The sequence below is a fragment of the Variovorax sp. KBS0712 genome (assembly GCF_006323185.2).
Classification (GTDB): Bacteria; Pseudomonadota; Gammaproteobacteria; order Burkholderiales; family Burkholderiaceae_C; genus Variovorax; species Variovorax boronicumulans.
Window position 1 is genome coordinate 253,476 of record NZ_VCCD02000002.1, and the last position, 24,632, is coordinate 278,107.

Annotated in this window: 21 protein-coding genes; 13 read left to right on the forward strand and 8 right to left on the reverse strand. The window is 69.2% G+C overall.

The window, feature by feature from the left end:
• The first annotated feature begins 3 nt into the window (after window positions 1–3).
• Both argH and FFI97_RS18045 read left to right on the forward strand, forming a co-directional pair.
• A complete protein-coding gene (gene argH, locus FFI97_RS18040; protein ID WP_095746486.1) occupies window positions 4–1,401 on the forward strand; it encodes an argininosuccinate lyase in 1,398 nt (465 codons plus the stop codon).
• Between the two features lie 33 nt (window positions 1,402–1,434).
• On the forward strand, window positions 1,435–2,913 hold the full coding sequence (locus FFI97_RS18045; RefSeq protein ID WP_144004479.1) for a rhomboid family intramembrane serine protease: 1,479 nt from the start codon (window positions 1,435–1,437) through the stop codon (window positions 2,911–2,913).
• A 46-nt stretch (window positions 2,914–2,959) separates the two neighbouring features.
• Here FFI97_RS18045 and FFI97_RS18050 read toward each other — a convergent pair whose 3' ends face one another.
• The 6 genes from FFI97_RS18050 to FFI97_RS18075 all read right to left on the reverse strand — a co-directional run bounded on the left by FFI97_RS18050 (window position 2,960) and on the right by FFI97_RS18075 (window position 10,140).
• Window positions 2,960–4,306, reverse strand: a complete 1,347-nt coding sequence (locus tag FFI97_RS18050) for an MFS family transporter (protein WP_070062216.1) — start codon at window positions 4,304–4,306, stop codon at window positions 2,960–2,962.
• Between the two features lie 431 nt (window positions 4,307–4,737).
• The gene (locus FFI97_RS18055; protein WP_139702402.1) at window positions 4,738–5,358 is read right to left on the reverse strand and encodes a response regulator transcription factor; all 621 of its coding nucleotides are present in this window, start codon (window positions 5,356–5,358) and stop codon (window positions 4,738–4,740) included.
• Window positions 5,355–7,547: an ATP-binding protein gene (locus FFI97_RS18060; RefSeq protein ID WP_139702401.1), complete on the reverse strand. Its 2,193-nt coding sequence runs from the start codon at window positions 7,545–7,547 to the stop codon at window positions 5,355–5,357. The genes FFI97_RS18055 and FFI97_RS18060 overlap by 4 nt, the downstream gene beginning before the upstream one ends.
• A 71-nt stretch (window positions 7,548–7,618) precedes the next feature.
• Window positions 7,619–8,920: a hypothetical protein gene (locus FFI97_RS18065; RefSeq protein ID WP_139702400.1), complete on the reverse strand. Its 1,302-nt coding sequence runs from the start codon at window positions 8,918–8,920 to the stop codon at window positions 7,619–7,621.
• Between the two features lie 22 nt (window positions 8,921–8,942).
• The gene (locus FFI97_RS18070) at window positions 8,943–9,482 is read right to left on the reverse strand and encodes a hypothetical protein (protein ID WP_070062213.1); all 540 of its coding nucleotides are present in this window, start codon (window positions 9,480–9,482) and stop codon (window positions 8,943–8,945) included.
• Window positions 9,483–9,579: 97 nt separating this feature from the next.
• A complete protein-coding gene (locus tag FFI97_RS18075) occupies window positions 9,580–10,140 on the reverse strand; it encodes a DUF3455 domain-containing protein (RefSeq protein WP_139702399.1) in 561 nt (186 codons plus the stop codon).
• A gap of 186 nt (window positions 10,141–10,326) precedes the next feature.
• Here FFI97_RS18075 and FFI97_RS18080 point away from each other — a divergent pair, with 186 nt between their 5' ends.
• From FFI97_RS18080 to FFI97_RS18090, 3 genes are read left to right on the forward strand one after another with little or no spacing between them, the layout of a single operon-like run.
• Window positions 10,327–10,902 (forward strand): RNA polymerase sigma factor, encoded by a 576-nt coding sequence (locus FFI97_RS18080; RefSeq protein WP_235944176.1) that lies wholly within the window; start codon window positions 10,327–10,329, stop codon window positions 10,900–10,902.
• 16 nt (window positions 10,903–10,918) lie between these two features.
• Window positions 10,919–11,671 (forward strand): anti-sigma factor domain-containing protein, encoded by a 753-nt coding sequence (locus FFI97_RS18085; protein WP_139702398.1) that lies wholly within the window; start codon window positions 10,919–10,921, stop codon window positions 11,669–11,671.
• 46 nt (window positions 11,672–11,717) lie between these two features.
• On the forward strand, window positions 11,718–12,494 hold the full coding sequence (locus FFI97_RS18090) for an SGNH/GDSL hydrolase family protein (RefSeq protein ID WP_139702397.1): 777 nt from the start codon (window positions 11,718–11,720) through the stop codon (window positions 12,492–12,494).
• On the opposite strand, the gene FFI97_RS18095 is transcribed toward FFI97_RS18090, so the two are convergent.
• Together FFI97_RS18095 and opgC are read right to left on the reverse strand one after the other, a co-directional pair.
• The gene (locus FFI97_RS18095) at window positions 12,495–13,304 is read right to left on the reverse strand and encodes a hypothetical protein (RefSeq protein ID WP_139702396.1); all 810 of its coding nucleotides are present in this window, start codon (window positions 13,302–13,304) and stop codon (window positions 12,495–12,497) included. It lies immediately after the preceding gene.
• Window positions 13,305–13,352: 48 nt separating this feature from the next.
• The gene (gene opgC / locus FFI97_RS18100) at window positions 13,353–14,495 is read right to left on the reverse strand and encodes an OpgC domain-containing protein (protein ID WP_062474337.1); all 1,143 of its coding nucleotides are present in this window, start codon (window positions 14,493–14,495) and stop codon (window positions 13,353–13,355) included.
• A 183-nt stretch (window positions 14,496–14,678) separates the two neighbouring features.
• Between opgC and FFI97_RS18105 the strand changes: the two genes are divergently transcribed.
• The 8 genes from FFI97_RS18105 (at window position 14,679) to FFI97_RS18140 (ending at window position 24,597) form a co-directional block, all read left to right on the forward strand.
• Window positions 14,679–20,669, forward strand: a complete 5,991-nt coding sequence (locus FFI97_RS18105; RefSeq protein ID WP_139702466.1) for an alpha-2-macroglobulin family protein — start codon at window positions 14,679–14,681, stop codon at window positions 20,667–20,669.
• Between the two features lie 84 nt (window positions 20,670–20,753).
• Window positions 20,754–21,398: a hypothetical protein gene (locus tag FFI97_RS18110; RefSeq protein WP_139702395.1), complete on the forward strand. Its 645-nt coding sequence runs from the start codon at window positions 20,754–20,756 to the stop codon at window positions 21,396–21,398.
• Between the two features lie 41 nt (window positions 21,399–21,439).
• The gene (locus FFI97_RS18115) at window positions 21,440–21,952 is read left to right on the forward strand and encodes a tyrosine-protein phosphatase (RefSeq protein ID WP_139702394.1); all 513 of its coding nucleotides are present in this window, start codon (window positions 21,440–21,442) and stop codon (window positions 21,950–21,952) included.
• Entirely contained in the window at window positions 21,949–22,791 is an 843-nt protein-coding gene (locus FFI97_RS18120; RefSeq protein WP_139702393.1) for a hypothetical protein, read from the forward strand. Before FFI97_RS18115 ends, FFI97_RS18120 begins: the two co-directional genes overlap by 4 nt.
• Before the next feature lie 18 nt (window positions 22,792–22,809).
• Window positions 22,810–23,157 carry an NIPSNAP family protein gene (locus FFI97_RS18125; protein WP_139702392.1) on the forward strand — a complete coding sequence of 116 codons (348 nt, stop codon included), beginning with the start codon at window positions 22,810–22,812 and terminating at the stop codon, window positions 23,155–23,157.
• Between the two features lie 75 nt (window positions 23,158–23,232).
• On the forward strand, window positions 23,233–23,598 hold the full coding sequence (locus tag FFI97_RS18130) for a nuclear transport factor 2 family protein (protein WP_095746497.1): 366 nt from the start codon (window positions 23,233–23,235) through the stop codon (window positions 23,596–23,598).
• A 181-nt stretch (window positions 23,599–23,779) separates the two neighbouring features.
• Window positions 23,780–24,217, forward strand: coding sequence for a hypothetical protein (locus FFI97_RS18135; RefSeq protein ID WP_062474348.1), 438 nt, complete (start codon window positions 23,780–23,782; stop codon window positions 24,215–24,217).
• Window positions 24,218–24,306: 89 nt separating this feature from the next.
• Window positions 24,307–24,597 (forward strand): DUF2277 domain-containing protein, encoded by a 291-nt coding sequence (locus FFI97_RS18140; protein ID WP_139702391.1) that lies wholly within the window; start codon window positions 24,307–24,309, stop codon window positions 24,595–24,597.
• Window positions 24,598–24,632 lie beyond the last annotated feature (35 nt).

A 24,632-nucleotide genomic window follows, 5' to 3' on the forward strand; every position in this document is an offset into this window, starting at 1 on the left:
CCCATGACCCAAAACCAACTCGACAAGAAATCCGAAGCCTGGTCGGCCCTGTTCTCCGAACCGATGAGCGACCTGGTGAAGCGCTACACCTCCAGCGTCTTCTTCGACAAGCGCCTGTGGCAGGCCGACATCGAGGGCTCGCTGGCGCACGCCGGCATGCTCGCCGCCCAAGGCATCATCAGCGTGCAGGACCACGCCGCCATCGAGCGCGGCATGGCGCAGATCCGCGGCGAGATCGAGGCCGGCAGCTTCGAATGGAAGCTCGACCTCGAGGACGTGCACCTGAACATCGAGGCCCGCCTGACCCAGCTGGTCGGCGACGCCGGCAAGCGCCTGCACACCGGCCGCAGCCGCAACGACCAGGTCGCCACCGACGTGCGCCTGTGGCTGCGCGGCGAAATCGACCTCATCGGCGACCTGCTGGTCGAGCTGCAGAAGGCGCTGGTCGACATCGCCGAGAAGAACGTCGAGGTGATCCTGCCCGGCTTCACCCACCTGCAGGTGGCCCAGCCCGTGAGCTTCGGCCACCACATGCTGGCCTACGTGGAAATGTTCAGCCGCGACGCCGAGCGCATGGGCGAGGTGCGCAAGCGCGTCAACCGCCTGCCGCTGGGCGCCGCCGCCCTGGCCGGCACCAGCTACCCGCTGGACCGCGAGCTCGTGGCGCGCACCCTGAAGATGGACAGCGTCTGCCAGAACAGCCTGGACGCCGTGAGCGACCGCGACTTCGCGATCGAGTTCACCGCCGCCGCCAGCCTGTGCATGGTGCACGTGAGCCGCCTGAGCGAAGAGCTCATCATCTGGATGAGCCAGAACTTCGGCTTCATCAACATCGCCGACCGCTTCACCACGGGCTCGTCGATCATGCCGCAGAAGAAGAACCCCGACGTGCCCGAGCTGGCGCGCGGCAAGACCGGGCGCGTGGTCGGCCACCTGATGGCGCTCATCACGCTCATGAAGGGCCAGCCGCTGGCCTACAACAAGGACAACCAGGAAGACAAGGAGCCGCTGTTCGACACCGTCGACACGCTCAAGGACACCCTGCGCATCTTTGCCGAGATGATCGGCGGCATCACCGTGAAGCCGCAGGCCATGGAAGCCGCCGCGCTGCGCGGCTACGCCACCGCCACCGACCTGGCCGACTACCTCGTGAAGAAGGGCCTGCCCTTCCGCGACGCGCACGAAACCGTGGCCCACGCCGTGAAGGCCGCCACCTCGCACCAGGTCGACCTGTCGGAGCTGCCGCTGGCCGTGCTGCAGCAGTTCAATCCGAACATCGAGAAGGACGTGTACGACGTGCTGAGCCTGCGCGGCTCGCTCAACGCCCGCAACGTGCTGGGCGGCACCGCGCCCGTGCAGGTCAAAGCGCAAGTCGCCCGCCACCGCGCGCGCCTGGGCTGAAGCCCGCGGCCGCACCATCGAGGGCCGCGCTTCATGTTCTACGCCATCCCGCTCGAAAACAAACCGAGCTGGCGCAACCCGCCGTGGATGACGGTGCTGCTGATCCTGCTGAACATGCTCGTGTTCTGGGGGCCGCAGCGCAGCGAAGAAAACGGCCGCGAGCGCGCGGCGCAGTTCTACGTGCAGAGCGTGCTGCCCGAACTGGAGCTGCCGCCCTTCGTCGAGTGGCTCGAAAAGACCGACCCCAAGCGCGGCAAGCTGGCGCGCCGCATGCTGGCGCATGAAGAGGCCTACCCGCAGTTGCTCGAAGGCCTGCAGAACGACCAGCCTTTCCTGAAGAAACTGCGCGCCGACCAGGTCGTGACGCCCGCGAACCCGCGCTTCGACGAATGGCAGCGCGACCGCCGCCAGTACGAGGCGATGCTGCCCGCGCCGTTCACCGCGCGCTGGTCGCAGGACTACGGCAAGGACGCCGAGTTCAAGCCCTGGACCTGGCTCACCGCCACCTTCCTGCACGGCAGCACGGGCCACCTGCTGGGCAACATGCTGTTCCTCTTCCTGTTCGGCTTCTCGGTCGAGCTGGCGCTGGGGCGCGGCACCTACCTGAGCTTCTACCTGCTGGGCGGCGTGGGCTCCGCGCTGCTGGCCGGCTGGGCCTACGCGGGCAAGGGCGGCTACGGGCTGGGGGCCTCGGGCGCGATCTCGGCATTGATGGGCATGTACGCCGTGATGTACCGGCTGCGGCGCATCCGCTTTTTCTACCAGCTGTTCTTCTATTTCAACTACGTCACCGCGCCCGCCCTGCTCTTGCTGCCGGCCTGGATCGCCAACGAGCTGGTGCAACACTGGATCGGCGGCCAGGGCATCGCCTACATGGCCCACCTGGGCGGCCTGCTGACGGGCGCGGCGCTGATGGCCGGCGCCATGTGGCTGGGCCGCGTGAAGACGCCCGAGACCGTGAAGTCGGAAATGGTGACCGACGACCACCGCTTCGACCAGCACGTGGCCGCCGCGCGCAGGCTGTCGGCGGCGATGAAGTTCGAGCCCGCGTGCGTTGAATGGCGCGCCGCCGCCGCCCCGCGCCCCGGCGACACCGACACGCTGCGCGCCTGGTTCAACACGGCGCGCCTGCAACCTGCCAGCGACGACTTCCACCAAGCCGCGCGCCGCATCTTCCGCCTGCCCGCCACCGATGAAGACACCCTGGCGCTGCAGCACAGCAGCTTCACGACCTACCTCGACCAGGCCAAACCGGGCGTTCGACTGAAGCCCGACGACATGGCCCGGCTGGCGCGCCGCTTCGCGCGCATCCGCCAGTTCGGCGACGCCGACAAGCTCTGCCGCATCCTGCTGAAGACCGAGCCCGACCATCCCGAGCTGGCCGACACGCTCTCGGTGTGCGCCAACGGCCTGCTGCACGCGGGCGAACGCGATCGCGCCCTGGGCCTGCTGCCGCACCTGCTGCGGCTGGCGCCCAACGACATGGTCACACGCGCCTTGCAGCGCACATAAAAAAACCCGGCGCGAGGCCGGGTTCGTTGATGCAGCGGCGCTGCGCTTACTTGTCGTTGTGCAGGTAGGTCGCCTGCTTCGGCAGCAGCAGGCTGACCAGGAAGGCCACGCCCATCATCGCCGTCACGTACCAGTAGAAGTACGACTCGTGGCCGATCGACTTCAGGCCCAGCGCCACGTACTCGGCGCTGCCGCCGAAGATGGCGTTGCCCACCGCGTACGACAGGCCCACGCCCAGCGCGCGCACTTCGGGCGGGAACATCTCGGCCTTCACGATGCCGCTGATCGAGGTGTAGAAGCTCACCACCGCCAGCGCCAGCGTGATCAGCACGCCGGCCATCAGCGGGCTGCTCACGCTTTGCAGGTTGCTCAGCACGGGCACCGTCATCAGCGCGCCCAGGGCGCCGAACAGCAGCATGTTGCTGCGCCGGCCGATGCGGTCCGACAGCGCGCCGAACAGCGGCTGCATGCACATGTACAGGAAGAGGCAAGCCGTCATCACGTTGCTGGCGGTCTTGATCGACATGCCGGCCGAGTTCACCAGGTACTTCTGCATGTAGGTGGTGAAGGTGTAGAAGATCAGCGAGCCGCCGGCCGTGTAGCCCAGCACGACGAGGAAGGCGCGCTTGTGGTGCTTGAACAGCTCGGCGACGCTGCCGGCGCCCTTGGCGGCGCGGGTCTTGGTGCTGGCGGTCTCGGTCAGCGTGCGGCGCAGCATCAGCGCCACGACGGCGGCCAGGGCGCCCAGCACGAAGGGAATGCGCCAGCCCCAGGCCTTGAGCTCGGCCTCGGTGAGCAGCTGCTGCAGCACCACCACGGCCACCACGGCCAGCAGCTGGCCGCCGATCAGCGTGACGTACTGGAACGACGAGAAGAAGCCGCGCTGGCCGCGCATCGCCACTTCGCTCATGTAGGTGGCGGTGGTGCCGTATTCGCCACCGACCGACAGGCCCTGCAACAGGCGCGCGGCCAGCAGCAGCGCGGGCGCCCAGGCGCCGATCTGCGCGTAGGTGGGCAGGCAGGCAATGACCAGCGAGCCCACGCACATCATGACGACCGAAGTCACCATCGAGGTCTTGCGGCCCTTGCGGTCGGCCAGCCGGCCGAACAGCCAGCCGCCGATCGGGCGCATCAGGAAGCCGGCAGCGAACACGCCGGCGGTGTTCAGCAGCTGGACCGTCGGGTCCGACTTGGGGAAGAACGAGGGCGCGAAGTAGATCGCGCAGAAGGCGTAGACGTAGAAGTCGAACCACTCCACCAGGTTGCCGGACGAAGCGGCAAAGATGGCGAAGATGCGCTTGCGCTTTTCCTCGAAGGTGTAGGGGGTGGTGTCGCGGGTCGCGTCCGGGCTGGAAGCGCCGGCGCTCGTGCTGCTGCTGGCAATGGCGGTCATGCGGGGGGTCCTTGTCTCTGGCTGCAGCCCCCGCGAAGCCCGCGGAAAGCCGTGCCGGGGAGTCTGGTCCGCCGGGGGCGCGCTGTCGTCCGTAGGGCCCCCGCCGCGGGACTGCGTACCGGCACGCAGGGGTAAACCCTAAGTTCTAGCCAGAGGTTGGGGCGCCTTCAGGGCGACGCTCCCGCCGACGGGGCACCTTGCTCCGCGAATGTCCCCCGGGCTTCGCCCTCCTCCTTGATTTCGCTGCGCAAGGCGCCCCATCGGCGTGAGCGTCATCAGTGCAGTCGTTGATCGGCTGAGCACCCACAGCGTGCCCTGTGCCCAGGACACTGGGTGCTTCCCGCAGCGAAATCAAGGAGGAGGGGCGAAGCCCCGGGGGACATTCGCGGAGGGAAGTACCCGGTGGCCTGGGCACGCGCCCCGAACGGCCCCTACAACCCGTGCTCGCGCAGGAAGCGATCCAGCTCCAGGCTGCTCGAAAAGCCCAGCTTCGCGAACATGTGCGCCCGGTGCGTTTCCACCGTGCGCAGCTCCAGCGGCGCGAGTTCCTGCGCGATGCGCTTGTTGGGCAGGCCTTCGGCCACGAGCCGGGCGACCTGCATCTCGCGCGGCGTGAGCTTGGCCCACAGCGCCTGCGCGGCCTGCCGGGCCTGGCGGCGCACGGCGATCTCTTCGGCCTTGTGCAGTGCCTTGGCGATGCTGTCGAGCAGGCGCTCGTCGTTGCAGGGCTTTTCCAGCCAGCCGAAGGCGCCGTTCTGCACTGCCTCGACCGCCATCGGGATGTCGCCGTGCCCGGACAGGAAGATCACGACCAGCGGGCTGTCCTGCGCGCGCAGCGCGTCGAACACCTGCAGCCCGCTCATGCCCTCCATGCGCAGGTCGAGGATGGCGCAGCCCGGGCGCTGCAGGTCGGCACCGGCCAAAAAGGCCTCGCCCGAGGCGAAGGCCTGCACCGCATGGCCGCGCGACAGCAGCAGCAGGCCCAGGGAGCGGCGCACGGCCTCGTCGTCGTCGACGACGCACAGGTGGTTGGCAAGCAGGGGTGCGTTCACGGGGAAGCCTCCAGTTCGAGGGTGAAGACCGTGCCGCCGCCGGGCCGGTCGGCAAACGACAAGCGGCCGCGGTGGGCCTCCACGATGGTGCGGCAGATGTTCAGGCCCAGCCCGAGCCCGCCGGCCTTGGTGGTGAAGAAGGGCGCGAAGACCTGCTCGGCCAGCGCGGCGTCGATGCCGGGGCCGTGGTCGGCGATGCGGATGTGCACGCGGCCTTCGCGCAGTTCGGCCTCGACCTCGACCACGCGCCGCTCGGGCGGCGTGCCCTGCTGCATCGCCTGCAGGCTGTTGGACAGCAGGTTCAGCAGCACCTGCTCGAGCAGCACGCGATCGCCGCGCACCGGCGGCAACGCGGGCGGAATGCGCACCTCGGCGCGCACCTGCCGCTGGCGCATCTCGCCCTGCAGCAGCGCCAGCGCATTGGTCACCAGCGCGGCCACGGCGCAGTCTTCGGTGCCGGCGGTGCGCTGGCGCACGAAGCCGCGGATGCGCCGCACGATCTCGGCGCTGCGCTTGGCCTGCGCCACGGTCTCGTCGAGGCTGCTGGCCAAGAGCGGCTGGTTGCCCTGCGCGGCGAAGGCCTTGGCGGCGCTGGCGAAGTTGCTCAGCGCCATCAGCGGCTGGTTGAGTTCGTGCGCCAGCGTGGACGCCATCTCGCCCAGGCTGGCCAGGCGCTGCGCATGCTGCAGCTGCTCGTCGTTCTGGCGCTGGCGCAGCTCGGCGCGCTTCTGCTCGGTGATGTCGACCACCGAGCTCATCCAGCCGCTGTGGCGGCCGTCGGCATCGATGAGCCGCGCGGTGTAGACCATGGTGATGACCTCGTGCCCGTCGCGGTGCCGCAGGCGCGACTCGAAGCCCGAGCGCGCGGGCTGCCCGCTCATCATGGCCTCGTAGTGGAACCAGTGCTGCGTCACGTCGTCGGGGTGCCAGTAGGGGTACGGCGGCAGCCGCCCCAGCAGCTCGTCGGCGCCGTAGCCGGTCATCTCGCAGAAGGCCGGGTTGACGTAGATGATGCGGCCCTGCAGGTCGCGTGCGCGCATGCCGACCAGCAGCGAGTCTTCCATCGCCTTGCGGAAGGCGTGGGCCTGGTCCAGCTCGTGGGTGCGCTCGCGCACGCGCAGTTCCAGGTCGCGCCGCGCGTCGCGCTGCTCGGCGAAGCGGCGCTCGCGCAGCCGCCAGTACAGCGCGCCCAGCAGCAGCACGCCAGCGCCCAGCAGGCCGAGCATCCAGGTGCGCTCGCGCGCGCGGGTGACTTCGGCGTGGTCGGCCATCACCGTCAGGGTCCAGCCCAGGTCGGGCAGCGGCTCATCGACGGCGAGAAAACGGCGTGCCTTGCCGCCGACCGTGGTGCGCACCAGGTAGCCCGGCGCGCCCTCGATGTGCTCGACGCGCCAGGGCAGCGGCGCGAAGCGGGTGCGCGCGCCGTACTGCTGGTCGTGCTCGATGCCGGCCAGGTCGGCGGGGCTCAGCGCCCGCGTGGCCTGGTACATCCAGCCCGGCACCGAGCTCAGGAACACGATGCCGCGCGCGTCGGTCAGCAGGATCGGGTCGCGCACGAAGGCCCAGGCGTCGTGCAGCTGGCGCAGGCTGACCTTGACGGTGACCACGCCCAGCACCTCGCCGCCGCCCTCGGCGCGCACCGGCGCCGACATGAACAGCCCCGGCTCGCCCGTGGTCTGGCCCACGCCGTAGAACAGGCCGCGCCGCCCGGCCCGCGCGTCGAGAAAGTACGGCCGGTTGGCGTACGACTCGCCCACGAAGCTCTGCGGCGTGGCCCAGTTGCTCGCGGCCAGCGTGAGACCTTGCGGGTCGGTGAGGTACAGCGCGTCGGAGCCCGCGAGGCGGTTCACTTCCTCGATGTGGTGGTTGGCGCGCTGCCGCGCGGCGGGGTCCTGCGGATGGGCCAGCACGGCCAGCACGTCGGGGTGCATGCCGGCGGTGAACGGCAGGTAGCCGTACTTGCCGGCGGCGTCGCGCAGGCCGAGCACGTGCACTTCCATGGCGCGGCGGATCGAGTCGGCCTGGAAGTTCGCCTCGCGCCGCGCCGCCCACTGGCCGGCCACGGCGATCAGCAGCAGCGCCAGCGCCACGGCGCCCGCCCAGGCCACCAGCGCGCGGCGGCGGGAACGCGCCGGCGATGCAGACGAAGAGGAAGCAGGAAGGGACGGTTCGGGCGAAAGGGGCGGCATGGGAGGCAGGTCCGCAGGTCCGGCCGGCGCGGCGTGCGGAATTTTGCCCTGATCCGCGGGCCGGCCCTCTCTCAGGCCGCCGGCCGCAGCAGCCAGCGCACTTCCTGCGTCTGCTCGCTCTCGGGGTAGCGGGCCTCGAGCGTGGTGAGGATCGGCTGCGCCATGTCCGTGCGGCCCAGCCCCTGCACCAGCGCGCGGGCCGCGAGTTCGTAGGCCTGCGGGATCGCCGCGTGGCCGCGGAAGCGCTTGTCGAAGCCCGACAGCAGCGCGAGCGTGCCGTGCGCGTCGCCGCCACGCCACTCGGCGCGGGCCATGGCGATGACCATGGCCGGGTCGTCGAGCACGAAGCTCTTGTCGATGGCGCGGCAGGCCTTGAAGACTTTCAGCGCGTCCGACGCGAGGTCGCGCCGCATCAAGAGCGGAATGAAGCGGCGCGCGTGGTCGAACAGCGTGTCCTTCTTCTCGGGCATGAGCGCCAGCACGCGGTGGTAGCGGCGCTGCGCGGCCAGGTCGTCGGCGTCGGCGGTGCGCTGCGCCTCGTAGGCGATGCCCAGCGCGGCGGCCAGGTCGCCGTCGGTGATGCACTGCGCCACCTCGGCGTCGGTGCGCTGCGCGGCGATCTGCGCGGGCGTGCGGCGGTCGACCGGCGCGCCGATGTCCGCGCCCGCGCCGGGCACGAGGTCGATGCCGAAGGCGTCGTGGTGCTGGTACATCACGTAGCCCAGGAGGCTGGCCATCACCCAGCCGAAGTAGATGAACGCGAAGTTGACGATCGGCAGCACGATGCGCCCGTCGAACACCGGCAGCACCATCGAGATCGCCACCTGCGCGCCCGTGCTCAGCAGGAACAAAAAGAAGCACAGCAGCGCATAGGGCCAGCCGATGGTGCGCATCGCGTCCATCACGTAGCCCGGGTTCATGGCCTGGAAGAAGCTGCCCGACTGCACCAGCACGATCACCGCGGCCGGGAAGGTGAAGGACATGATGAACAGCCCCACCGTGCCCAGCACCGGCTCGTACCAGGCGAGCCAGCCGATGAGCATCGTCTGCACCAGCGAGATGGCGAAGAGCTTCCACGGCAGGTAGGTCCACTCGTCGCTCGATTCGCGCCCGAAGTCGGCCGAGTCGCGGATGCCGCGCGCGCCCAGCGCAATGACCTTGAAGCCGTAGCGGCTGGCCGCCAGGATGATGCCGACCTCGATGACGACGAAGGCCAGCGCGTCGGGCAGGAAGAACACGGCCTCGAACAGCAGGCTGCAGAACGACAGCACCAGGCCGTAGGCCAGCGGCCGCAGCTGGAGCGGAAAGGCGAAGAAGCTGTTGAGTCGGTGCCAGAACGGCGGAGGCGGCGGCAGGGAGTCGCGGTCGATCATGGCGGGGCCTGGGGTGCTGCGGCTACTTGCGGAAGAAGTCGCTCTGGCTCATGGCGCCCGCGCCGCCCAGGCGCACCACGGTGACGCCGTTGGAATGCACGAGGCGCATCTGGCCGAGTTCGCGCTCCAGGCGCTGGGTGAAACTGCTCTTGTACTGCAGCACCGACTCGCCCATCTTCAGCACGCTGGTGCCCGTGACGGTGGCGCTCTTGCGGTCGGTGGCCACCTCGATGCTGTCGATGTGGTAGTCGTACTCGATGGTGAGGATGCCGCCCATGCGGTCGCCGACGGTGCGAAACAGCTCGATGTTTTCCTTCACCGTGTCGCAGGCTTCGTCGCGGTTCTGGGTGGTCTCGAGGGTGCGACCCATGGCCGTGACCTTGCTCTCGATCACCGCCTTGCGGCTGAGTTGCTTGCAGATCGCCTCGGCGTCGCGCGAGTACACGGCGTGGGCGTCCTTCCGGTAGTAGTCGCGCACCATCGCCTCGTCGAGCTTGCGGCCGCCGACAAAGAAGAACCACGCGCCCACGCAGAGCGCGATCACGATCGCAATTTGCTTCATTCCCGCCCCCGCGCGCACGCGGTCCCGCTCCGTTTTGCGGCGCAGTATACGTTGCCGAATGTTTCCAAACGGCGGCGGGATGAGGGCGCTTAACGCGTCAGCTGGCGCGGTAGAAGATGTAGTCGGCCTGGTACTTCACGACCTGTTTCTGGCCCATGTTCGTGGCGCCGCAGGCGGCGGCGGGCGCCACGCCGCCCTGCGTGGCGACGCGCTGGATGTAGCTCACGCCCTGCATGGCGCCCATGCCGGTGGCGGGGTTGGCCTTCACCAATTGGTGGGGAATGTTGCCGGTGCCGTTCGGCGCCACCGCCACCTGCGTGGCCGTGACCTTCGAGCCGTCCGCGTTCTCCCAGGTGGCGGGCGGGCCGTAGTACTTGCCGACCTGCTTGCCGGCGCGGTCCATCAGTTTGGCGTCGGGGCCGACGAAGACCCACTCGTGCGCGCCCGGCGTGTTGGCCTTGGCACGGCATTCGTAGGTGATGTCGCCGGCGCCCACGGTTTCCATGGCCACGCGGTGGCCGGCGGGCACCTTCACGGCGTCGGGCAGGCTGGCCTGCGAAAACATCGGCATGGGCTTGGCGCCCATGCCGGAACAGGCGGCCAGGCCAAGCGCCGCTGCAATGGTGGAAGCCAGGACGGTCAGGGTGCGGATGTGCATGGTCGTTTCCTTGGTGTCTGATCGGTGGTGAAAAAGAAAGAGCCGCCGTCTGGAGTTCTGCATCTCGACGCCCCCTGCCCCGTGTACGCAGCCCGGCTGCCAATGGATTCAGGCGGGCCGCGCTGAATCCGCCGCCCCCGCCGGGCCGTACCTCGGACATGCGCACCGATGCCCCACAATCCGCCGATGACCGCACCCAGCCCCGACGCCGAACTGATGGCGCTGATCGACCGGATCGGCCATCGCGACGAAGCCGCCCTGCGACAGCTGTACGACCGCACCGCGCCCCGCCTCATGGGGCTGGCGATGCGGGTGGTGCGCCAGCGCGAGTGGGCCGAAGACGTGCTGCAGGAGTCCTTCCTCACCATCTGGCGCGTGGCCGGCGACTACCGCGCCTCGCTGAGTCCGCCGCTGGCCTGGCTGGGGCTCATCGTGCGCAGCCGCTCGCTCGACCTGCTGCGCCGCCGCACCGCCGACCGCGCCCAGCTCACGCAGGAGTTCGACGAGCTGATGGCCGACACCTTCGAATCCGACACGCCCAACCCGGCCGACATGGCCGATGCGAGCGAGCAGGCCTGGGCGCTGCACCAATGCCTGAGCCAGCTCGAGGGCCGCCAGCGCGAGGTGGTCAGCCTGGCCTACCTGCGCGAGATGAGCCACGGCGAACTGGCCGAACAGCTCAAGCTGCCGCTGGGCACCGTGAAGACCTGGATCCGGCGCGGGCTCGAGAAGCTGCGCACCTGCATGGGCCGCTTCGCCTGATCACGAGACCCGCCCCATGAACCTCCTTGCCCACCCCGAACTGCTCGAACTGCTGGCCGCCAGCCATGCGCTGGGCACGCTGCGCGGCGGCGCCCGCCGCCGCTTCGAAACCCTGGCGCGCGAGCAGGCGCCCGTGCGCGCCGCCGCGCTGGTCTGGCAGGGCCGGCTGGCCGGCATGACCGAGCTGCAGCAGCCCGTCGCGCCCGACCCGGCCGTCTGGACCCGCATCCGCAACCTGATCGACGCCGAGCAGGCGCAGCAGGCCCTCGAGCGGCAGCGCGACAACGCCGCGCCCATTGCGTCTGCATCGACGGGCGGCTGGCTGCGCAGCCTCGCGCTGTGGCGCGGCGCCGCCGCGGCCGGTGCGCTCGTGGCCGTGCTGGCCGTGGGCGTGGGCCTGAACCTGCGCGAGCAGCTGGTCAACGCGCCCGCCGTGCAGTACGTGGCCGTGCTGTCCGACGACAAGGCCGCCGCCTCCATGCTCGTGACCTTCGACCCGAAGAAGAAGCAGCTCGTGCTGCAGCGCGTGGGCAGCTTCCGCGAAGGCGCCGACAAGTCGCTGCAGCTGTGGGCCCTGCCGCCCGGCGGCGCGCCGCGCTCGCTCGGCGTGCTGGACAATGCACCGGCGCTGCGGCTGGCCGCCTCGGAATCCGATGTGCGCGTACCGGCGCTGGCGATCAGCCTGGAGCCCAAGGGCGGCGTGCCGAGCGCGGGCGGCCCGACCGGGCCGGTGCTGTTCCATGGCCCGCTGATCGAAAAAACGCTCTGACCCTGTCCTGAATTTCTCCGCTTCCGTTCTCTTTCCGATGCCTTCGATGAAATCCGCGCTGGCGGCCACCGCCGCCCTGCTGCTGGCAACCGCCGCCTTCACCGCCCAGGCCCAGACCGCGGCCGCCGCCTTCCCCTACGAAGCCGACGGCGCCACGGCCGCCGACACCGCCTCCGCCTACCTCGCCGCCAAGGCCCGCTGGCACAACGAACTGGCCGCCTTCGCGCGCGCCGACCAGGAGCGCTTTCCGGCGCCGGGCGGCGTGGTGTTCGTGGGCAGCTCCACGGTGCGCATGTGGACGCGCCTGTCGCAGGATTTTTCCCGCGTGCCGGGCGGCATCGTCAACCGCGGCTTCGGCGGCTCGACGCTGGCCGACTGCGCCCTGTTCGCTCGCGACCTGGTGGTGCGCTACAAGCCCCGGCAGGTGGTGCTCTATGCGGGCGACAACGACCTGGCCGAGGGCCGCACGCCGCTGCAGGTGCTGGACAGCTTCGCGCGCTTTGCCAACACGGTGCGCGCCGAGCTGCCCGATGTGCGCATCAGCTTCATCTCGGTCAAGCCCAGCCCGTCGCGCGAACAGCTCATGCCGCAGATCCGCGAGACCAACCACGTGATCTCGGCCTACCTGAACCTGCTGCCCAACAGCGAGTACATCGACATCCACACGCCGATGCTCGGCGCGGATGGACGGCCACGCCCCGAACTGTTCCGCGGCGACCGGCTGCACCTGACGGACGAGGGCTACCGGCTGTGGCAGTCGGTGGTGGCGCCGCACCTGCCGCAGCCGCCGGCGGCGCCGGCCTCGCCTTCCAACGCGCCCTGATCAGGGCGGCGGCAGCAGGTCCTGGTATTCGGGGAGCGTGAGCAGCTCCAGGTCGGGGAACTTGCGCACCGCCTCCTTGATGTTCTTCAGCGTCTGCGCCATGCGGGCGCGCACCGTCTTGCGCACCCAGGCCTGGTCGTCGGGCGACAGGCTGGCCAGGTAGTAGGCGCCCGGCACGCAGCCGTGCAGGAAGTTCTCGGCTTTGGCCTTGGCTTCGTTGAGTCGTTTCGCGTGGACCTGGGCGATCACCTGCGCCAGGTCGGCGCCCGGTGAGGCCTTGCGTGCATCGTTCAAGGCCGACATCGTGGGCCCGCTGCTCTCGAACGACGCAGGATGGCAGTGGACCCACGACAGGAACATCCGGTCGGCCGCCGACTGGCGATCCGCCCCATCGAGCCCGATGCGCCCGCTCAGCTGTTTCGCCGCGTCCGTATCGCCGTGCTCGGCCCCGAGCCAGCGCCAGCGCAGGCCCTCGCTCCAGCCGGCGCCACGCCCGAGAAAAACCGCCAGGGATTCGTAGGCAGGCGGATAGCCCTCTGCCGCCGCCGAGCGAAGGTCTTCCATTGCGCGGGCGCGGGTCGCGGCATCGACCTCCGAACCCAGCAGGAGCGCCGAACCACGGCGCACACGGCCAAGGGCGGAGCTGCTGTCGAGTGCGATTTCGCAGGCCGACGAGTAGTTCGGGCTGTAGCAGTTCAGCCAGCGCTGCACTTCCTGCTGCACCGCCTCCGGCAGCGCCGAATGCGCCGCCGCACCCCACGCCAGCACACAGGCCGCCAGTGCCCGTCTCCAAAGCACGGAATCGATCATCGCCCTCCCCCTCTTCTCAAAAAAACGAGCGGCGCTCCCTGCAGACACCTACGCCGGTGCAGGCTCCGAAGGCACGTCATCCGCCGGCGGCGGCACGTCGGCGCCGCGCGTGAAGCGCGCCACGAAGTACATCCCCGCGAACACCGCCGCCAGCAGCAGGCCGTCGCCCCACCAGGGCCGCGCCATCTGGTTGTCGCCGTAGAAGGCCAGCACCAGCAGCACCGCCACGAGGTGCGCGCAGAACACCGGCAGCGAGGCCGAGCCCATGGCCTCGAGCCAGTGCAGGCGCGGGATCTTGCGCATGAGCCAGGGCCCGAAGCGCACCGCCAGGATGCCCAGCGCCACCAGGTTCACGATGCGCAGCGGGCCGAGCTGCCACTTGTCGAACAGCAGGTTCATTTCCACATCGCCGCCGAACGGCGCCTGGCCGTTGATGCCGGTGTGGCGCCAGTAGAAACCGTACAGCGCGATGCCCGCCGCCAGCACCAGCAGCCAGGCCGGAAAGCGCAGCGGCCGGGCCTCGGGCGCATTGCGGCTGGCGCCCAGGCACAGGCCGGCGAACCACAGGAACTGCCAGGCGTAGGTGTTGAAGGCGCCCATCTCGTGGAACGGCACCGGCACGCCGAGGTAGCGCACCGCCAGCCCGTAGACCCATTCGCTGAGCCCGAACTGCGCCATCGCCCAGACCGTGGCGCTGGCCACCATCACGAGCGTCCAGCCGTGGCGCATGGCAAAGGCCAGCACCCAGGGGCTCATGAGCATGAAGAAGATGTACATCGGCAGGATGTCCAGCAGCGGCGGCTCGTAGATCAGCAGCAGCCCGAACAGGAAGCCGTCGCGCGGCTCGGCCAGGTAGTACGACACGAGGTTCTTGACCGCCGGCTGGTCGATGTGCACGCCGAGCGCCGCAATCACCGTGAACAAAAACAGCAGGATCGCCGCCTGGCACAGGTAGACCTTGAGCACGCGCCGCCAGAAGGCCTGGCGCATCGAGTCGACGCCGCGCACGTGGCCGATGCGGCTGTAGACCAGCCCTGCCACGAAGGCCGACAGCAGCACGAAGCCCTCGGCGGCCGACACGAAGCCGAAAGGCTGACCCAGTGGATCGGTCAGCCGCGTGGGCAGGTGGGTGACGGTCATCAGCACGAGCATCAGCCCGCGCAAGGCGTCTATTTCCCAGTAGCGTTTCATTCGGTCGGCGGCGAGGTCTTGGTGGCGGTCTGCGCAGCGCACGCACGACGTCAGCGATTGTAAGAAGACCGGCGTACGTCGACCGAACGCGCGCTTCAAACACGCACGGCCTATGACGCTTGGCACTCCCGAAGCGCCATGCAAATCGGCTACGCTGCGCGCTGCCTCAAGGTGGAGAACTCCGTGAACCGTTTCATTCCGACATTGCTACTGGCCGCCGGCGCGCTCGCGGCGGGCCCGGGCCATGCACTTCAGATCACCAGCCTGACCCCGCAGGGCGAAGTGGCGCGCGTGCGCCAGGTCGTCGCCAAATTCGATCAGGCGGCGGTCAACTTCGGCGACCCCAAGGCGCCCGCGCCGCTCACCGTGAGCTGCTCGGACGCGCAGGCCGGCAAGGGCACCGGCCGCTGGACCGACGCCAAGGCCTGGGTCTACGACTTCGAGAACGACCTGCCGCCCGGCGTGCGCTGCTCGGTCACCCGCGTTCCCACCTTCAAGCCGGCCGGCGGCGGCGAGCTGACCGGCCCCGAACGCTATCAATTCAATAGCGGCGGCCCGTTCGTGCGCAACTACATGCCGGGCACCTATGCCCGCATCGACGAGCAGCAGATGTTCGTGCTCGAGCTCAACGGCGCGGCCACGATCGACAGCGTGCGCCAGAACGTCTGGTGCGCGGCCGACGGTGTCGGCGAACGCATTCCGGCCAAGCTGCTCGAGGGCGAGGCGCGCACCGAACTGCTCAAGGCCTTCCACCGCGAGAAGGAAGCCGCCAAAGACCCGCTGCGCTTCATCACGATGCAGTGCAACCGCACGCTCACGCCGGGCGCCAAGGTGCAGGTCGTCTACGGCAAGGGCGTGGCCACGCCGTCGGGCGTCGCCAACAACGTGGAACGCCGTTTCGACTACCAGGTGCGCGAGCCCTTCGCCGTGTCCTTCACCTGCGAGCGCGAGAACGCGCAGGCCGCCTGCCTGCCGCTGCGCCCGATGCAGCTGCAGTTCAACGCGCCGGTGACGCGCAAGGTGGCCTCGCAGATCGTGCTCAAGGGCGACGGCAAGACGATCAAGGCCACGCTCGAAAGCGGCGGCGGCTCACAGAACGACGACGACGTGGTCAACAGCGCGAGCTTCGGCCCGCCGCTGGCCGAGAGCACGCAGTTCAGCATCGAGCTGCCTTCCGGCTTCCAGGACGCCTCGGGCCGCCCGCTGGGCACGCCCGGCAGCTTTCCGCTGAAGGTGGCGACCGGCGCGATGCCGCCGCTGGCCAAGTTCGCGGCCTCGCCCTTCGGCGTGATCGAGCGCCTGGCCGAGCCCGGCACCCCGGCCATGATGCCGGTCACGGTGCGCCGCGTGGAGCCGCAACTCATGGTGCAGGCGCTCACGCCCGGCAAGGTGAGCGACCTCAACCCCAAAACCGACGCCGAGATCATCGCGTGGTACCGCAAGGTGCGCCGCTACGACAGCTACACGGTCAGCCGCGACACCGCGCGCCGCGACGTGAAGGGTGCCCTGCCCCCGGTGATCGACAAGAACGAACGCTCGCACGTGCAGACGCGCATGGTGTCGCTGCTCGGCGGCCAGCCGGGCGTGAAGGCCCTGGACATGCCCAAGGCCGAGAGCGGCGACCCGCGCCCCTTCGAAGTGGTCGGCATCCCGCTCACGCCGGGCTTCCACGTGCTGGAGATCGCCTCGCAGAAACTCGGCGAAGCCCTGCTCGACGAGCGCTACAACGCCGGGCGCACGATGTACGTGCGCACCACCGCGCTGGCCACCAACCTGGCCGTGCACTTCAAGCTGGGCCGCGAGAACTCCATGGCCTGGGTCACCACGCTCGACAAGGGCAAGGTGGTGGCGGGCGCCGAGGTGCGCGTGTCCAGCTGCGACGGCAAGGCCGTGGCCACCGGCACCACCGACGCCAGCGGCATCGTGATGCTCAACGGCGTGTCGCCCGATGCACCGAGCTGCAACGGCCCGAACGAGTACGAGACCAGCGCCTGGTTCGTGAGCGCGCGCGCCAAGGACGACAAGGGCGTGGAAGACCTCGCCTTCACCTGGAGCGACTGGCAGCGCGGTATCGAGCCCTGGCGCTTCAACGTGCCCACCAGCCTGGACGTGCGCCCCGACGGCATCGCCCACACCATCTTCGACCGCACGCTGCTGCGCGCCGGCGAGACGGTGTCGATGAAGAGCCTGCTGCGCACGCAGACCAGCAAGGGCTTCGGCCTGCCCGAGAACCGGCCCGACACGCTGGTCGTGACCCACATGGGCAGCGGCCAGCGCTTCACCCAGCCGCTGGCCTGGCGCAAGACCGCCACCGGCGGCCTGAGCGCCGAGAACAGCTTTGCCATTCCGCCGGCCGCCAAGCTCGGCGTGTACCAGGTCGAGCTGCGCAGCGGCGACGGCACCAATGACGAAGGCAACAACCGCACCTACTCCACCGGCATCTTCCGCGTCGAGGAGTTCCGCCTGCCCGTGCTCGAAGGCCGCATCGCGCCCACTGAGAAGAAGCCGCTGGTGGCCGCCACGAGCGTGCCCACCGACGTGCAGATCAATTACGTGGCCGGCGGCGGCGCCGCCAACCTGCCGGTGCGCGTGTCGGCCATGGTGCGCGGCAAGGGCCTGAGCTTTTCCGACTACGACGCCTTCAGCTTCAACCCGCCGCGCGCCGCCGGCGACGGCAGCGAAGCCGCCACCGCCGCCGACACCAGCGCCGGCGAGGAAGACCTCAACAGCGTGAACGACACCCGCGTGATCGCCGACAAGCTGCCGCTCACGCTGAACAAGGACGGCGCCGGCAAGGTCACGATCGACAAGGTGCCCAAGGTGAAGGCGGCGCGCGAGCTGCTGCTCGAAGCCACCTACGCCGACCCGAACGGCGAGGTGCAGACCATTCGCAGCACGCAGACGCTGTGGCCCGCGTCGGTCATCGCCGGCATCAAGACCGAGGGCTGGGTCTCGACCAGCCAGAAGCTCAAATTCCAGGCGCTCGCGCTCGACCTCACGGGCAAGCCCCAGGCCGGCGTGACGCTCAACGTGCGCGCCGTGGCGCGCATCACGACCACCAGCCGCAAGCGCATGGTGGGCGGCTTCTACACCTACGACAACAAGACCGAGACCAAGGACATCGGCACCGTCTGCTCCGGCAAGAGCGATTCGCGCGGCCTGCTGCTGTGCGAGTCGGAGCTGAAGGAAGCCGGCGAGGTCGAGCTGGTGGCCAGCGCCACCGACAGCGACGGCCGCAGCGCCAGCGCCGTGAGTTCGGTCTACGTGACCAAGCAGGGCGAACTCTGGTTCGGCGGCGAGGACAACGACCGCATCGACGTGCTGCCCGAGAAGAAGAGCTACCAGCCCGGCGAGGTCGCCAAGTTCCAGGTGCGCAGCCCGTTCCGCTTTGCCACCGCGCTGGTGGCGGTGGAACGTGAAGGCATCGTCGAGACGCACGTGGTGCAGCTCGACGGCAAGGACCCGACGGTCAGCCTGCAGGTCAAGCCCGAGTGGGGGCCGAACGCCTACGTGAGCGTGCTCGCACTGCGCGGTCGCCTGCGCGAAGTGCCGTGGTACAGCTTCTTCACCTGGGGCTTCAAGGCGCCGCGCGAGTGGTGGACCGCCTTCTGGTACGAGGGCAAGGAATACGTCGCGCCCACCGCGATGGTCGACCTGAGCAAGCCCGCCTACCGCCTGGGCATGGCCGAGATCCGCGTCGGCACGCGCGCGCACCAGATCGACGTGACCGTCACCAGCGACAAGCCCAGCTACCCGATCCGCAGCAAGGCGCAGGTCACCATCACCGCCAAGCTGCCCGACGGCAAGCCAGCCGCCGGCGCCGAAGTGGCCCTGGCCGCGGTCGACCAGGCCCTGCTCGAGCTCATGCCCAACGACAGCTGGAACCTGCTCAACGCGATGCTGCAGCGGCGCAGCTGGGGCGTGAGCACCTCCACCGCGCAGATGGAAATCGTCGGCCGGCGCCACTACGGGCGCAAGGCCGTGCCCGCGGGCGGCGGCGGCGGCAAGGGCCAGACGCGCGAACTGCTCGACACCCTGCTCGTGTGGAACCCGAAGATCGTGCTCGACGCCAACGGCCAGGCCGTGGTGACGGTGCCGCTCAACGACGCGCTCACCACCTTCAAGATCGTGGCCGTGGCCGATGCGGGCACCAGCCTGTTCGGCACCGGCCAGGCCAGCATCCAGGCCACGCAAGACCTGCAGATCATCAGCGGCCTGCCGCCGCTGGTGCGCGAGGACGACCAGTTCCGCGCGCAGATCACCTTGCGCAACACCACGCAGAAGCCGATGAAGGTGGAGGCCACGCCGCGCGCCACGCTGCTCACGCTCGAGACGCAGACCGTCGACATCCCGGCCGGCGAATCGCGCGAAGCGGCCTGGAACGTGACCGCGCCCGCGCAGCTCGCGCAGACGCGCGCTGAAGCCATCCTGTGGGAGATCGAGGCGAAAGACACGGTCGGTGGCGCGCGCGACGCGCTCAAGGTGCGCCAGCGCATCGTGCCCGCCGTGCCGCTCACGGTGCAGCAGGCCACGCTGGTGCAGGTCGACGGGCCGTTCACGCTCGACGTGGCACCGCCTGCCGACGCCCTGCCCGGCCGCGGCGGCCTGAAGATGTCGCTGCAACCCAAGCTGGCCGAAGGCCTGCCGGGCGTGCGCGACTGGTTCGCCAACTACCCCTTCAGCTGCCTCGAACAGAAGACCAGCAAGGCGGTCGGCCTGCGCGACGCGAAGATGTGGCAGGGCGTGCTGGCCACGCTGCCGACCTACCTGGACAGCGACGGCCTGGCCAGCTACTTCCCGCCGCGCGACGGCGAAGCCAACCGCGGCAGCGACATCCTCACGTCGTACCTGCTCGCGGCCACGCACGAAGCGGCGCAGCTCAACCCCGCCTTCGCGCTCGCCGACGACGCGCGCGCACCGATGGAATCGGGCCTGATCGCGTTCGTCGAAGGCCGCGTCACGCGCGAGTTCTGGAGCCCGCGCAAGGACCTGGACGTGCGCAAGCTCGCCGCGCTCGAAGCGCTCTCGCGCTACGGCAAGGCCAAGGGCAGCATGCTCGGCAGCATCACCATCGCGCCGAACCAGTGGCCCACCAGCGCGGTGATCGACTGGGTCAACATCCTCAAGCGCGTGAACGACGTGCCGCAGCGCCAGCAGCGCCTGGACGAGGCCAACAACGTGCTGAAGGCGCGCCTGTCCTACCAGGGCACCAAGTTGATCTTCAGCACCGAGCAGGACGACTACTGGTGGTGGCTCATGACCAACGGCGACGTCAACACCGCACGCCTGCTGCTCACGGTGATGGACGACCCGGCCTGGAAGGACGACATCGGCAAGCTCGCCAACGGCTTCATCGGCCGCCAGCAGAACGGTGCCTGGCACACCACCACCGCCAACCTGTGGGGCGGGCTGGCGCTGGAGAAGTTCAGCAAGGTGTTCGAGAGCACGCCGGTGGCCGGCGTCACCGCCGCCACGCTGGGCGCGGTGAAGGCGCAGGTCGACTGGAGCAAGGTGGAGCGCGTGAAGGCCAGCGACGCAACCGGCGCCCCGAACCAGACCACGATGTTCGGCGCGCCCGCCTCGCCGGGCAACCTGCGCAACAACACGATGTTCCTGCCCTGGTCCGCATCGCCCACGGGTGCGCCCGTGCGCGACACGCTGCTGGTCACGCAGCAGGGCACCGGCAAGCCGTGGCTCACGCTGCAGTCGCTGGCCGCCGTGCAGCTGAAGGCGCCGTTCGCGGCGGGCTATGCGCTGAAGAAGACCGTCACGCCGGTCGAGCAGGCCGTGGCCGGCAAGTACACGCGCGGCGACGTGCTGCGCGTGAGCATCGAGGTCAACGCCAGCACCGACATGACCTGGGTCGTGATCACCGACCCGGTCCCGGGCGGCGCCACCATCCTGGGCAGCGGCCTGGGCCGCGACTCGCAGATCGCCACGCAGGGCGAGAAGAAGAGCGGTTCCGGCTGGCCGGCCTTCGAAGAGCGCAGCTTCGAGGCCTTCCGCAGCTACTACGAGTACCTGCCCAAGGGCGTCGTGAAGATGGAATACACCGTGCGCCTGAACAACGTCGGCGACTTCGCGCTGCCGCCCAGCCGCGTGGAAGCGATGTACGCGCCCGAGATGTTCGGCGAGACGCCGAATGCGCGGGTGAAGGTGGAGGCGGCGAAGTAACGCGGTCATGGTGAAGGCGGGCCGTCATCCCGCCTTCACCGCGCCTCGTCACCATCGCGGCGAACCCACAACCTGGAGAACCCCATGGGCTTGGCCGTTTGCGTCGGCATCCTCGCCGACCTGATCGAGAACGATCCCGAGAGCGCCAAACACTTCGAGGCGGATTTCGCTGCCGCGAACCGCAAGCTCGCCGAAGCCGGCCTGCCGCCGCACGTGGAGCCGCGCAGCCTGCCGCCGCTCGAATCCCGCGCGCCACTCGATGGCCTGCCCTACTCGTTCATCCACTACCTGCGCCGCGCCTACGCGCACCGCGTGACGACGCCCGGCTGGATTGCCACGCCCTTGCCGGAAGACACCGATCCCACGGAAGACGAGACGCTCGAAGACGTGGCCAACATGTTCGAAAGCCACCTGCTGTGCCACTCCGACGCGGAAGGCTTCTACCTGCCGGTCGACTTCGACGAAGTGATCTTTGCCGGGGAAGACGAGACCGACCTGCCCGGCGGCATGCTCGGCTCGTCGTACCGCCTGCTCGAGGAACTGGTGCTGGTGGCGCCCGCGCTCGGCATCACGCTTTCGGACGGCGAGCTGTCGGACGAGGAAGCCGCGCGGATCGCCGACAGCATGGGCGAGGACGAAGGCCTCTACCGGGAGATCGAGTCGTGGCTGCTGCTGTACGAATCGGCGCGGCTGAGCATCGCGCACAAGACGGCGATCGTTTTCACCTGAGGGCGATGCGGCTGATCGATCGGCTGTAAGGTCCGCAGACCATGTTCGAGACCACCATCCACTGGGTCCGCGACATACCGCCGCATCGGCTGGGCCTGATGGCACGCCCGCGCGGCGGCGACCTGCTGCGCGCCGAGGTGGCGTCCTGGCAGCGTGCCTCGCTGGACATGGTGGTCTCCCTGCTCGAGGCACAGGAAATCAGGGCACTTGAACTCCAGGAAGAGCCTGCGCTCTGTGCCGAACATGGGATCGTGTTCCGGCATTTCCCGATTCCGGATCGCGGCATACCGGCATCGCAGCGGGACGCGGTGGCCTTCATTGCCGAACTGGGCGCCGAGCTGGTGAGCGGAAAGGCCATCGCCATCCACTGCCGCGCAGGCATCGGCCGCACGGGCCTCATCGCGGGCAGCCTGCTGCACGGGCTCGGCGTTCCGCGCCAGAACATCTTCCACCTGCTGAGCCGCTCGCGGGGCGTCGACATGCCCGACACACCGGAGCAGGCGGAATGGGTCGCGCAGTACATCCTCGGCACCCACCGCCCACCGCCCCCATGAAGAAGTCGATCCGCATCGGCCGCGCGCCAGTCGATCCACAGGCGCCGTCGGGAAGCGAACACGACGGATCGCTCTCGTGCCCCAAGCCCTGGGACGCACTCGAGGCCACCGCCACGCCCGGCGTCCGGTATTGCAGCGACTGCGGCAAGAACGTGTTCCAGGTGGACACCACCGAAGAGGTGCGCGAGGCCGCCCTGCTGGCGCGCTGCGTCGCGATCGCGGACGACAGCGCCCATGCCCGCGCACACGACAGCGCAACGAACACGCACGACACCCGCCCCATGACGCCTCGAGACCGCATTCACTTCGCCGGCAACCCGTGGCCCGAAGGCCATCCCATCAAGGAGTTCCGCTGGACCGCGTCCGTGAGGAACAACGAGGTGTGGTTCGACCTGCACCTGCGCAGTGAAGACTACGACGCCGAGCGCGAGATCGACGAGCCCGAAGACGAGGACATCGACTACCCGTCCGACTGGGACGCGCCCGGGGTCTGGACCAACTACCACCGCTGCACGCTGTCGTCGACCGCCTGGGGCGACGGCGGTGGCTTCGCGGTCTGCGCACTGCCCGACTTCAGCCTGGCGCGACTCGACGGGCTCGAGGTCAGCATCGATCTGCCGCCGCCCGAAGACACGGAAGACAACGTCTTTCACATCTACCTGCTTGGACACGACGCCGCGGCCCACCATCACATCCGCTTCGACCGCATCGCGGGCACCGACCGCTTCGACATCACGTGGACCGGAAAGATCGCACTGGCCTACACGGGCGACTGCGAATACAAGTACGACTTCAGCGCGCGGCTGCACGACGTCGACGCGCCGCGCATTCCCGCATGAACGTTGCCGTCCGTTCCCATGAAGCGCCTGCTCGAAATCCGCACCTACCGCCTCAAGCCCGGCACCCTCGACGACTTCCACCGCGCGATGCATGAACGCGCGGTGCCCATGCTGCGCAGCAAGGGCATGGAGGTGGTGAGCTACGGCCGGTCGGACCACGAGGAAGAGAGCTACCACCTCGTGCGCGCCTACGCGAGCCGCGAGGCGCTGGAGGCCGAGCAGGCGGCGTTCTACGGTTCCACCGAATGGCGCGAGGGCCCGCGCAGCGCGCTGGTCGACCGCATCGAGACCTACCTGAACACGCTGCTGTGGCTCTCGCCGGAGGGCGTCGACAGCCTGCGCGCGCTCAACGAACCAGCGCGTTGAACATCTGTCGACGACGCACGGTGCGCGGGCCTACACTGCGCCTCCCGTCATCCCCCCAACTCACTGGAGAAACGCATGAACACCCAGGAAATCGCCGCCAAGCTCGTGGCGCTGTGTAAAGCAGGGACATTCGATGAAGCCCAGGCGCTCTACGCGCCCGAGGCCGTTAGCGTCGAGGCCAGCGCGCCGCCCGGGATGTCGCGCGAGTCGGTGGGCCTGTCCGCCATCCGCGCCAAGGGCGAATGGTGGGTCGCCAACCACGAGGTGCACTCGTTCCAGGTGGCCGGCCCCTGGCCGCACGACGACCGCTTCATCGTGGGCTTTCGCTTCGACGTGACCATGAAGCCCACGGGCCAGCGCTTCACGATGGAAGAGATGGCGCTGTACACCGTCAAGGACGGCAAGATCGTGCGCGAAGAGTTCTTCTACGAGGGCGACTGAGCCCGGGCAGGCGCGCGCCGCGACCGGATCGCCCGTCTGCTTCACCATTGTTGACGATTGAATCGTTCTCTCCATGGCAACGCCAATGGGCACCTCCCGCCTTCTGAACTAACGTCGAAACCGACGCCTGCACGGGCTGTCCGGCAGGCGCACCGGCGTTCATTCACAGAGGGAGGAAATCATGGTCACAGGACTCCACGTCACGCAACAACGCTCGTTCACCAACCCGGCGGACTACGAGGCTTTCTCGCTGATCCGCGTGCACAACCAGCGGCTCGCGCCGCTGGGCGGGCGCAACGCCTGGGTGGTGCTGAAGACGAACGCCGGCAAGCGCTGCTGCCGCATGATCCGGGGCATCGGCCGCGACCCGGGCTTCCCCGAAGACGGCATCGAGATCGACTACGAGACCCGGCTCGCGCTGCAGATTCCCAAGAGCAGCATCAACATGCAGGGCTTTCACGGCTGCGCGATGGAAATCCGCCGGGCCACCGCGCTGGAGGTGTTGCGCGCACATTGGGACCACCCCGATCCCGCCTACCGCATCCCGCTGCAGATCAGCCTCGTGAGCTTCGTGCTGGGGGTGATCGGGCTGGGGCTGGGTGTCCTGAGCCTGAAGTAGCCTTTGCCCGGCGGGTGCTGCGCAACCAGGCGCTGTTTCGCTAGACTGGCCGCGCGGCCCCTGCGCCGCGCCTGACCGGAGCATTCGCCATGTGCCGCAGCATCAAGACCCTCTACAACTTCGAGCCCCCTGCCACCGAGCAGGAGATCCGCGCCGCCGCCCTGCAGTTCGTGCGCAAGCTCAGCGGCTTCAGCGTGCCCTCGCGCGCCAACGAGCAGGCCTTCGAGCGCGCCGTGGACGAGGTGGCCGCCACGGCCGCGCGGCTGATCGACTCGCTGGTCACCACGGCCGAGCCGCGCGACCGTGCCATCGAGGCCGAGCGCGCCAAGGCGCGGTCTGCGCTGCGCTTCGGCGCACCTGTTTCGACCTCGGACGCATGAAAAAGACTTCGTTCCCGCGCTGAACGGCGCACCGC